The organism is Cellulomonas hominis, from assembly GCF_005239125.1.
Lineage (GTDB): Bacteria > Actinomycetota > Actinomycetes > Actinomycetales > Cellulomonadaceae > Cellulomonas > Cellulomonas hominis_A.
Genome location: NZ_SZYE01000139.1, coordinates 1 through 10,444, shown reverse-complemented (window position 1 = coordinate 10,444; position 10,444 = coordinate 1). Strand labels below are relative to the sequence as shown.

The window sequence follows — 10,444 nt, the reverse complement described above, 5'->3', positions numbered from 1 at the left end:
GCGCCGCGAGCTGCCACACGCCCAGGCCGGCCGACGCGCCGAGCACCGCGGTCAGGCCCAGGACCACCCCGCGGCGGCCCCACCGGCGGCGGGGCGTCGGGGCGGGGGAGCCGGGCGGCGGTGCGGCCGGCGCAGGTGCGGCGGCCACGTCAGATCACGTCCGCGAAGCCGCGTTCCATCTTCGAGAAGATCAGCGCGCCGCCGACGAACACCGCGACGCTCACCCCCGCCGTCGCGGCCATCTGCCACGTGTCGGGCTGCGCCAGTCCGAGCAGCGACCACCGGAAGCCCTCGAGGATCCAGGTCAGCGGGTTGATGTCGAACAGCCAGCGGATGCCCTCGCCCACCTCGCTCAGCGAGTAGGCCAGCGGGCTCGCGTAGAGCAGCGTCTGCAGCGCGAACGGCACCACGTAGGCGATGTCGCGGAACTTCACCATCAGCGCCGAGGCGGCCATGCCGAGGCCGGAGCCCAGCAGGATCACCGCGAGGATCCACAGCGGGAGCGTGAGCAGGGCCCAGGTGATCGGGATGTCGTACCAGATGATCAGCCCGACCATCAGGACGCCCGCCACCAGGAAGTCGACCAGCACCGACAGCACCGAGGACAGCGGGACCAGCAGCCGCGGGAAGAACACCTTCGACACCAGCGCCTGGTTGTTCACCAGGGACGGCGCCGCCCGGGACACGATCCCGTTGAACAGCGTCCACGCCAGCATGCCGGTGAACGAGAACACGAAGTACGGGACGCCGTCGCTCGACAGATCGGCGATCTGCCCGAACACGATCGAGAAGATGCCCGCGCTCAGCAGCGGCTGCAGCACCACCCAGATCACGCCGAGCGCGGTCTGCCGGTAGCGCAGCTTCAGGTCGCGGATCCCGAACCGGGTGAAGACCTCGCGGGCCTCCCACATCTCGCGCCACGCCGGCAGCGGCAGGCGGCCGGGCGGGTTGATGACAGTCGTACGCGTGGCCACGGCTCAGCGCCTCTCGTAGTCGAAGTCGGCGAGGACGAGGCCCGCGTCGAGACCCTCGTCGGACACGGCCTGCGGGTAGGGCAGCACCGGGTGGATCTCGAACCGGCCGGCGCCCTCGAACGAGTCGAGCACCCCGGAGGAGCACACGAACAGGTCGACGGTGTACTCGCCGGGCTTGAGCCAGGGCTCCTTGATCGTCAGCGCGATCTTCTGCTCCTGCGCCGGGTCCAGCCACAGGCCGCTGACCCGGGAGTCGCACTGCAGGATCGTGGTGCCGTGGGCGTCGTTGATGTGGCAGGACACGAAGTACTTGCCGATGTAGTCCGCGTTGGCCGACACCAGGAACTCGACGGTCTTCGGCTCGGTGGTCTTGTAGAGCGGGCTGGACACCGTCGCGGAGGTGATCCGCACCTCGCCCGTTCCCGGCCGGCGCTCGATGTCGGTCTGGCTGATCGCGACCCGGTCCCGGCTGGTCTGGTACAGCTCGATCGCGTCGTCCACGGAGCCGTGCATCACGAGCCTGCCGTGCTCCAGGAAGATCGCCGAGGTGCACAGCGTCTTGACCGTCTGCACCTGGTGCGACACGTAGAGCACGGTGCGGCCCTCCGCGGCGACGGTCCGCATCCGGTCGAGGCACTTGGCCTGGAACTCGGCGTCGCCCACCGCGAGCACCTCGTCGACCGCGAGGATCTCGGTGTCCAGGTGCGCGGCGACCGCGAACGCGAGCCGCACGTACATGCCGGAGGAGTACCGCTTCACCGGGGTGTCGAGGAACTTCTCGACGCCGGAGAACGCGACGATCTCGTCGAAACGCTGCTTGATCTCGCTCTTGCGCATCCCGAGCAGGGTGCCGTTGAGGAACACGTTCTCCCGGCCGGTGAGCTCCGGGTGGAAGCCGGTGCCGACCTCCAGCAGCGAGCCGACCCGGCCCGCGAGCTCGATCCGGCCGCGGGTCGGCGCGGCGACCCGGGTGAGCAGCTTGAGCAGCGTCGACTTGCCGGCGCCGTTGCGGCCGAGGATCCCGACGGCCTCGCCGCGGGGGATCTCGAAGCTCACCTCGTCGAGCGCGCGGAACTCCTCGAACTGGGCGCGCTGCAGCGGGTGCCGCAGGCGGTGCAGCACGGCCTCGGCGGCGGTGGACGGGGCGTCGTCGGAGGTGGCGATCCGGTACGACTTCCCGACCCCGGCGGCCCGGATGGCGACTTCGGTCATGACTGGTCTCCGTGGTGGGGGGTCGGGGCGGCGGCGTACAGGCGCTCGTAGGCGTCCGCCACCGCGGTGAGCGAGAAGGCGCGGGACCGCTCGAGGCCCGCGGCGGACAGCGCGGCCCGGCGCGGGGCGTCGAGCAGCACGTCGGCCAGCGCGGTGCCCAGGTCGTCCAGCTCGGCGAGGACCGCGGCGCGGCCCTCGTCGGAGACGTACCGGGCGCCGACGTTCGGGGTGGCGACGACCGGCAGGCCGCTCGCCATCGCCTCGGCGTAGGGGATGCCGAAGCCCTCGTAGGACGACGGCAGGCAGAACACCCAGGCGCGGCGGTAGGCGTCGGCCAGGTCCTCGTCCGACAGCCGGCCGAGCACCTTCACGCCGGGGCCGGGGTCGGCGGGCGCGTCCCGGGTGACCATCCACAGCTCGGCCTGCGGCACCCGCGGCAGCACGTCCCGGACGAACGCCGCCGCCAGGTCCGCGCCGCGCTTGCGGCCGTGCCAGGTGCCGACGAACAGCACCACCGGGTGGTCGGCGCGGCCCGCGGCGTCGCCCGGGACGAACCGGGTGGTGTCGACGCCGTTGGGGATCACGTCGTGCGACCGCGGCACCCAGCGCCGGGTCTGCGGGGACACCACGACGACCCGGTCCGCGACGACGGACGCCAGCACCTCGGTGAACCCGAGCAGCAGCATCCGCAGCTTCTCCTTGGCGCCGCGGATGTGCCGGGCCTCCTCGAAGCAGGACCCGTGCACCGTGCGGACGTGCAGCGGGGCGCGCCGGCGCCACAGCCAGTAGTCGTCGCCGTGGGCGTGCAGCACGTCGTAGCCGGTGAAGTCCTGCTTGCGCAGGTCGGTCGCGAACCGGAACGTGCGCAGCGACCCGGACATGGCGACGTGCCGGTGCCCGTACGCCGCACCCGGCACCGGCGGGCAGTCGCTGAACATGTCGACGTGGTGGCCCCGGCGCGCCAGCTCGGTGGCGAGCTCGTGGGCCTGGAAGCCGACGCCGATCTTGCTGCCCGACGGGAGGTAGTAGGACAGCATCGCGATGCGCAGCGGGGCCGCGGTGGGGGCGTCAGCCATGCGCGACGCCGTCCGTCGGGGCCGGGGCCGCCAGGGGGTGCGGGGTCAGCACCCGGGCCGGGGTGGTCGCGAGCGTGCTCGTCCCGGTCAGCCCGTCGCGCAGCGCCTCCAGCCACGCGTGGCCGTGCTCCAGGTCCGGCTCCAGGTAGTTGCCCTCGGCCCACTCGTTCCACGACTTGACCCAGAGCAGCCGCTCGGCGGGCCGGCGGTCCTGCAGGGTCGCGACGGCCTGGCGGACGTGCCGGCCGAACAGCTCGGGGGAGGAGCCGGTGACGACGACGGCGCGCGACCCCGAGCGCGGCGAGTTGTCCCAGTTCGGGTACACGCACGGCTGCAGCCGGTCCGAGATGCCGGCGGGCGCGGGCTCGAAGTCGGGCGCGTGCGGGAAGATCTCCGGCTTGCCGAGCTTGCGCCCCAGGCGCATCCGCAGCACGTCCGCGCGGGTCTGCCGGGCGGGGATCCGCATGTAGACGCCGGCGTCGAACCCGGCCGCGTCCACGTCCGTGTACTTCGGCCCGCGGCCGAGCAGGTCCGACACCTCGGCCACCAGGTACAGCCCCGGCAGACCGGCCGCGCGGGCCATGCCCTGCCAGCGGTCGACGAACGCGGCGGCGTCCGGCAGGTCCTCCGGGCGGAACACGTAGAACACCGGGCGGTCGTCCACCCGCAGGTACCGCTCGTCGCGGAACGCGGGCAGCAGCGAGTCGAAGTGCGCCTGCTCGTCCTCGGCGCCCGGGTAGGTCTGCTCCATCAGGACGCGGTCGCTCGCGCCGTGCCAGATGCCGCTCCAGGTCTGGTTGGCCCAGGCGAGGCAGAACTTCACCGACGGGGCGCCGGAGGCGAGGACCTCGGTGAACGGGCGCTCGAGGATGCGCCGGCCGCCGCCGAACCAGTAGTGCCAGTACACGAACGCCTCGACGCCGTACCGCTGGGCCAGGTCGCTCTGCGCCTCGCGGGCCTCGGGCATCCGCAGGTCGTAGAACCCCAGGTCCGCGGGGATGTGGGGCTGCACGTGGCCGCGGAACAGCGGCCGCGCCTTCGCCGTGTTGGTCCACTCGGTGAAGCCGGGGCCCCACCACGCGTCGTTCTCCGGCACCGGGTGGAACTGGGGCAGGTAGAACGTGACGGCGCGGGCGCGCAGGTCCGTGCTGCTGTCGGTGGACGGCACGGTCCCCCCTCTCCTGGTGGTCCTGGGTGGCCGAGGGGGACGGGTCGTCGTCCCCAGGCCCGTTCCTGCTGGGATGCAGCCTATGAGTAGATTTGTCCGGTTTGTCCGCCGACCCCGGGTGAAGCCGCTGGCATCCGGGTGATCCACCGCCGCGCGGTGCGGTACCGCGGTCCGCGGCGCGGGCGCACTCGGCCTACGCCTTCCGGCCCCGCCCGCTCCCATCGGGGGAGGCCGCGCCGGAAGGCGTAGGTGGCGCGCCGCGGGGCGCCAGGTCAGGACAGGGCGGACTGGGCCTCGCGGAGCGCGTCGACCAGGCGGCCCTCCGGGAGGCGGACGTCGTCGTACGTCAGGGTCGCGTCCTTCGGGACGTCCCGGACGAGGACGCAGCCCTCCGCGACGCCGACCGGGAGGAGGCGCTCGCCCGCCGTGACCGCGGCCTTCTCGGCCTGGCCGTAGTAGTGGTACCCGCCGAGCGCGTCCAGCACGGTGCCCGCCGCCAGGTCGGTCTTCGCCGTGGTGACGACCTCGACGCTCGGCGCCCCGAGCGGCCGGATCGTCGCGTCGCCGAGCAGCGCGGCGCGGGCGATCGTCGTCGGCACCTCGAAGTGGCACAGGTGGTACGGCTGGTAGAACGAGTAGAGCGGTCCGGTGCCCAGCTTGTAGAGCTCCAGGTAGTGCCGCTGCTTCGGGTCGTCGTGCGTCGCCAGGATGTAGACGCCGGGCCCGGGGCGCGCCCCGACCACGTAGTCCACGGCCCCGCCGAGCGCCCGGAGCTCGTCCACGTCGTACCGGGTGGTGAGCTCGTCGACGTGCCCGTCGTGGTCCATGCCGAGCATGCCCCGCCGGTGCACCGACATCCCGGTGGCGTTGGCGACCAGCGCCTGCTCGACGGACACCTTGGTGCCGTCGGCGAACGACGTGACCATGTGCGGGTCCTGGCCCCACCGCTCCGCGAACGCCTTCTGCGTCGTCGGGGTGCGGTACTCGTCCTGCAGGCCCTTGATGTTGCCCGCGACGAGCGGCGTGAGCCCCAGGCCGGTGACGAACCGGTGCAGGTTCATCTGCACGCCGGGCTGGTCGCCGTCGCAGCCGGTGTAGACGACGCCGGCCTTGTCGGCCAGGCGCGCGAGCTCGCCGCCGACCGTCGCGTCGACCTCGGCGTTCATCAGCACCAGGTGCTTGCCGTGCTCGAAGCAGGCGAGCGCCACGTGCGCGCCGAGCTCCACGGCACCGGTCACGTCCACCACCACGTCGACGGCGTCGGACGCGATCGCGACCCGGTAGTCGGCGGTGACGGCGGGGGTGCCGGACGCCGCGGCGCGCGCGAGGGCGGCGGGGGAGTCGACCTCGACGACGCCGGGCAGCCCCGCCTCGGTGTACGCCCGGACGCCCTGCTCGGGGTGCCGGGCGGCGATCGCGACGACGTCCATGCCGGGCACGGAGTTCACGATCTGGTTCACCAGGCCGCGGCCCATGAACCCGGCGCCGACCAGCGCCACCCGGATCGGGCGGCCGTCGGCCTGGCGCGCCTTCAGCAGCGAGTCGACGACGATCACTTCGCGACCGCCTCGACCAGCGGCCAGGCCGCGTCCTTGTCCGAGATCACCGTCACGGGCACCGGCCACTCGATGCCGAACGCGGCGTCGTCGTACCGGAAGCCCTGCTCGCCCTCGGGGGCGTACGGACCGCTGACCTGGTAGATCACCTCGGTGTCGTCGGCCAGGGTCTGGTACCCGTGCGCGACGTACGGCGGGATGAACAGCGCACGGCGGTTGGCGGCGGTGAGCTCGACCATCACGTGCGCGCCGTAGGTCGGGGAGTCCGGCCGGACGTCCACGGCCACGTCGACGATCGCGCCGGCGGTGCACCGCACGAGCTTGCCCTCGGCGTACGGCGGCACCTGCCGGTGCAGCCCGCGCAGCGTGCCGGCCGCGTGGTTGTACGACAGGTTGCACTGGGCGACGGTCGTGTCCAGGCCGTGCGCCTCGAACTCGGTCGTGTCGAAGGTCCGGGCGAAGAACCCCCGGTCGTCCGAGCGGAGCTCGAGGTCGACGACCATCACGCCGTCGACGGCGGTCGGGGTGTACTTCACGGGTTCACCGTCCAGAACAGCTGCGGGTCCACCTGGCCGGTCTTGAGCAGGTGCTCGATCTGCGCCAGGCGGGTGTGGCCGCGCCCGGTGAACGTCTCGGTGTCGAGCTGGATCTGCTCGAACACCCGGTGCAGCTGGGCGGCGCCGGCGGCGGCGTCCCAGTCGGTCTCGAAGCCGGGGAGCACCTCGCGGATCTTGGCGAACGACACCCGGTAGGAGCGGTTGTCCGCGCTCGGCTCGCCGAACGACACCTCGCAGCCGGGGAACTCGGCCCCGACCGTCTCGGCGATCTCCCGCACCGTGTAGTTGTTCGCGTCCGCGCCGACGTTGAGCACCTGCGCGTGCACGTCCTCGCGGGGGGCGTCGAGCACCGCGCGGATCGCCTTGGCGATGTCCAGGCCGTGAACCAGCGGGCGCCACGGCGTGCCGTCGGACGTCATCGCGATCCGGTGCGTCGTCCAGGCCAGGCCGGCCAGGTTGTTCAGCACGATGTCGAACCGCTGCCGCGGGGAGGCGCCGAACGCGGTCGCGTTGCGCAGGAACGTGGGGGAGAAGCCGTCGTCTGCCAGCGCCGTGACGTCCCGCTCGACCAGCGCCTTGCACCGGGCGTAGGCGGTCTGCGGGTCGGTCGGGCTGGTCTCGTCGACCGTCCCGTCGGCGACGCCGTAGACCGAGCAGGACGACATGTAGACGAACCGGCTCACGCCCGCGCGCCTGGCGGCCGAGGCCAGCGCCACCGACCCGTGGTGGTTGATGTCGTAGGTGACGTCGCCGATCCGGTCGCCGATCGGGTCGTTCGACAGCTCGGCCATGTGGACCACCGCGTCGTACCCGGCGAGGTCGTCCGGCGTGACGTGCCGGATGTCCTTGACGAGCGTGTGCGGGGTCTCGTGGACGCCGTTGTAGAGCCAGCCATTCTTGTAGTAGCCGGTGTCGAGGCCGGTGACCTCGTCGCCGCGGCCCAGCAGCGTCGGTGCGAGCAGGCTGCCGAGGTAGCCCTCGGTGCCGGTGACCAGGATGCGCACGCGCTCAGTCCTCCCAGATCTTCCAGGGGGCGCGACCTGCGTCCCACAGTCCGTTCAGCTCCGTCCAGTCACGGAACGTGTCCATGCCCATCCAGAAGCCCTCGTGCTCGTACACCGAGAGCTGGCGGTCCCGCGCGAGCTGCTGCAGCGGCGCGCTCTCGAGCATCACCGCCGGGTCGTCGTCGAGGTACTTGTCGACGAACTCCCGCTCGAACACGAAGAAGCCGCCGTTGACCCAGCCGTCGGCCAGGGTCGGCTTCTCGTTGAACTCGACGACCGTGTCGCCCTCGACCCGCATCTCGCCGTAGCGGCTGGACGGGTGCACGCCGGTCAGCGTCCCGAGCAGGCCCTGCTCGACGTGGTGCCGCAGGGCGCCGGTGATGTCGACGTCACCGATCCCGTCGCCGTAGGTGAGGGCGAACCGGTCGGCGTCGAGGTGCTGCGCGACCCGGCGGATGCGCGCGGCGGTCGCCGTCGTCAGCCCGGTCTCGACGAACGTGATCTCCCAGTCCTCCTTGGCGGCGGTGCCGTGGAAGACGGGCTCGGACCCGGTGCCGTCGCCGCCGAGGTGCAGCGTGAAGTCCGACGTCAGGTGCCGGTAGTCCAGGAAGTACTGCTTGATCAGGTCGCTCTTGTACCCGAGCGCCAGCACGAACCGGCGGAAGCCGTGCTCGCTGTACGTCTTCATGATGTGCCAGAGGATCGGCCGGCCGCCGATGTCGACCAGCGGCTTCGGCAGCTTCTCGCTGGCCTCGCGGAGACGCGTCCCCATGCCGCCGCACAGGATCACCACCGGGATGTCGGCGGGCGACAGGTCGCCTGCGGTCATGGCTCCTCCTCGGACGGGGGGTGTGGGATGGCGCCGCGATCGCCCCGCGGCAGCCCCGAGGCTAGTCCGGGCATTTCAGGCCAGATAGGTACTAACGGGTGAAAACCGGACATATCACCCCCTGGGGGCGGCAGGGGTGTGGCGGTGTCCCCCGGGTGGCCCAGGGCCCCGGCGCGGGACGGGTCCGCGGCCCCTCGGCGCCGGGTCGGGGCCGCGCCCGGGCGAAACCTGTCGAGCGTTCGGGTGAAAAGCCCCAAAACGGACAAACCGGGCCGCTCGACGCGAGCACACTGTCGTCCGGCGGGGGTCGGTGCAGGCCTGCCCGCCGGACGCGAGGGGGAGGCCGATGGTCGTCGAGAAGCCGGCGCTGCGCCGCCGCACCCGCCCCGCGCCGCGCGACCCCGGGGAGATCCTGGTGCTGCGGCGCGACCTGGGCGAGTTCGGGTCGCCGGCGCCGCGGCCGCTGCCGGACCGGCGGGCGCTGCGCCTCGCCCGGCCGCTGCTCCGGGGCCTCGCCCCCACCGCGTGCGTGCAGACCGCGGACAGCGTCGCCGCCCTCACCTACGACGACGGCCCGCACCCCGAGCACACGCCCGGCCTGCTCGACGTGCTCGCCGACCGCGGCCTGCGCGCCACCTTCTTCGTCCTCGCGGACGCCGCCGAGGCGCACCCCGGCCTGGTGCGGCGCCTCGTCGCCGAGGGTCACGAGCTCGCGCTGCACGGTCCGGACCACGGCCGGCTCACCCGGCTGCCGGACGCCGAGGCGGTCCGCGTGGTCGCCGACGCCCGGCACCGCGTCGAGGCGGTGGCCGGCGTGCCCGTCACCCTGTTCCGCCCGCCGTACGGCGCGCACCGGCCCCGGTCGCTGCGCGGCTGGACCCGGTCCGGGCTCGACGTCGTCATCTGGTCCGGCTGGGCGGAGGACTGGGTCGACGCCCCCGTCCCCGACGTCGCCGCCCGTGCCCGCGCCGCGCTGCACCCCGGCGGCATCCTGCTCCTGCACGACACCCGCGCGGACCCCGAGACGCTCGGCGCCGGCGAGGAGCTGCCCCGGTTCGACCGCGCCGCGGTCACCGCCACGCTCGTCGACCCGCTGCTCGCGACCGGCTGGACCTTCGACACCGTCGGCGGCCTGCTGGGCCGGTACCCCCGGGTCCGGACCGTGTTCCGGGAGCTGATGTCGTGAGCGCGCTCCGGGACGGCGCCGCGCGCCCCGCGGGCGTCGAGCTCACCGTCGTCATCGCCGCCTTCGACGCCGAGGCCACCCTCGGCGAGCAGCTGGACGCGCTCGCGGCGCAGCGCGCACCGTTCGGCTGGGAGCTCGTCGTCGCGGACAACGGGTCCACCGACGGCACCGCGGCCCTCGCCCGCTCCTACGCGGACCGGCTCCCCGTCCGGGTCGTCGACGCCTCGGCCACCCGGGGCGCGGGCGCAGCCCGCAACGTGGGCGTCTCCGTCGCGCGCGCCCCGCTGGTGGCGTTCTGCGACGCGGACGACGTCGTCGGCGACGGCTGGCTCGTCGCCATGCGGACCGCCCTGCGCACGCACGCGTTCGTCGCCGGCCGGTTCGACGCCGAGCGGCTGAACACGCCGCGCGTGCTCCGGTCGCGGACGGTCCCCCAGACGGCGGGGCTGCAGGAGTCGACCCGGCTGCCCGGCCTGCACGCCGCCGGGGCCGGGAACATGGGCATCCGCGCCGACGTGTTCCGCGCGGTCGGCGGGTTCGACCCCGGCTGCCTGTTCCTGGAGGACACCGACCTGTGCTGGCGGGTGCAGCTCGCCGGGGTGCCGCTGACCTGGGTCCCGGAGGCCGTGCTGCACGTCCGGCTGCGCGGGAGCGTGCGGTCCTCGGCGCAGCAGGGCTACCACTACGGCACCGGCGAGCGCTGGCTCGCGCTGCGCTACCGGGAGCAGGAGGACCGGCTCCGGGCGCTCGCGTCCGCGGGGGCGCCGGCCGCGGAGGCGGTGGCCGCCGCGGTGCCGGCCGTCGGTGCGGTCGTCGCTGCGGAGGGGCCCGCCGCGGGGCGGCCCGGATCCGGGGAGCCCGCCGCGACCGACCCGGGCACCG

General features: G+C 73.5%; 10 protein-coding genes. 2 read left to right on the top strand and 8 right to left on the bottom strand.

The genetic code is table 11. From position 1 onward, the window contains the following. Nucleotides 1–149: 149 nt before the first annotated feature. From FA014_RS14595 to FA014_RS14560, 8 genes are all read right to left on the bottom strand, one after another. The gene (locus FA014_RS14595) at nucleotides 150–974 is read right to left on the bottom strand and encodes an ABC transporter permease (RefSeq protein ID WP_154730383.1); all 825 of its coding nucleotides are present in this window, start codon (nucleotides 972–974) and stop codon (nucleotides 150–152) included. Between the two features lie 3 nt (nucleotides 975–977). Then, a complete protein-coding gene (locus FA014_RS20080; RefSeq protein WP_195969304.1) occupies nucleotides 978–2,186 on the bottom strand; it encodes an ABC transporter ATP-binding protein in 1,209 nt (402 codons plus the stop codon). Then, on the bottom strand, nucleotides 2,183–3,262 hold the full coding sequence (locus FA014_RS14585) for a glycosyltransferase family 4 protein (RefSeq protein ID WP_154730382.1): 1,080 nt from the start codon (nucleotides 3,260–3,262) through the stop codon (nucleotides 2,183–2,185). Before FA014_RS14585 ends, FA014_RS20080 begins: the two co-directional genes overlap by 4 nt. Further along, nucleotides 3,255–4,430 carry a glycosyltransferase WbsX family protein gene (locus FA014_RS14580; RefSeq protein ID WP_230323180.1) on the bottom strand — a complete coding sequence of 392 codons (1,176 nt, stop codon included), beginning with the start codon at nucleotides 4,428–4,430 and terminating at the stop codon, nucleotides 3,255–3,257. The genes FA014_RS14585 and FA014_RS14580 overlap by 8 nt, the downstream gene beginning before the upstream one ends. A 272-nt stretch (nucleotides 4,431–4,702) precedes the next feature. After that, a complete protein-coding gene (locus FA014_RS14575; protein WP_154730380.1) occupies nucleotides 4,703–5,986 on the bottom strand; it encodes an NAD(P)H-dependent oxidoreductase in 1,284 nt (427 codons plus the stop codon). Continuing rightward, nucleotides 5,983–6,522, bottom strand: coding sequence for a dTDP-4-dehydrorhamnose 3,5-epimerase (gene rfbC, locus FA014_RS14570; protein WP_154730379.1), 540 nt, complete (start codon nucleotides 6,520–6,522; stop codon nucleotides 5,983–5,985). Before rfbC ends, FA014_RS14575 begins: the two co-directional genes overlap by 4 nt. Continuing rightward, nucleotides 6,519–7,547: an NAD-dependent epimerase/dehydratase family protein gene (locus tag FA014_RS14565; RefSeq protein WP_154730378.1), complete on the bottom strand. Its 1,029-nt coding sequence runs from the start codon at nucleotides 7,545–7,547 to the stop codon at nucleotides 6,519–6,521. The genes rfbC and FA014_RS14565 overlap by 4 nt, the downstream gene beginning before the upstream one ends. Nucleotides 7,548–7,551: 4 nt before the next feature. Further along, entirely contained in the window at nucleotides 7,552–8,376 is an 825-nt protein-coding gene (locus FA014_RS14560) for a glucose-1-phosphate cytidylyltransferase (protein ID WP_154730377.1), read from the bottom strand. A 346-nt stretch (nucleotides 8,377–8,722) separates the two neighbouring features. Between FA014_RS14560 and FA014_RS14555 the strand changes: the two genes are divergently transcribed. Both FA014_RS14555 and FA014_RS14550 read left to right on the top strand, forming a co-directional pair. Further along, nucleotides 8,723–9,562: a polysaccharide deacetylase family protein gene (locus tag FA014_RS14555; protein ID WP_154730376.1), complete on the top strand. Its 840-nt coding sequence runs from the start codon at nucleotides 8,723–8,725 to the stop codon at nucleotides 9,560–9,562. Then, nucleotides 9,559–10,444 (top strand): glycosyltransferase family 2 protein (locus tag FA014_RS14550; protein ID WP_195969303.1); only part of this gene is annotated, 886 nt, incomplete at its 3' end. The genes FA014_RS14555 and FA014_RS14550, both read left to right, overlap by 4 nt.

What these genes read in the sequence shown, in the direction of transcription:
- FA014_RS14560 (WP_154730377.1), bottom strand. Translation starts at nt 8,376, where the DNA reads ATGACCGCAGGCGACCTGTCGCCCGCCGACATCCCGGTGGTGATCCTG.
- FA014_RS14585 (WP_154730382.1), bottom strand. Translation starts at nt 3,262, where the DNA reads ATGGCTGACGCCCCCACCGCGGCCCCGCTGCGCATCGCGATGCTGTCC.
- FA014_RS14555 (WP_154730376.1), top strand. Translation starts at nt 8,723, where the DNA reads ATGGTCGTCGAGAAGCCGGCGCTGCGCCGCCGCACCCGCCCCGCGCCG.
- FA014_RS20080 (WP_195969304.1), bottom strand. Translation starts at nt 2,186, where the DNA reads ATGACCGAAGTCGCCATCCGGGCCGCCGGGGTCGGGAAGTCGTACCGG.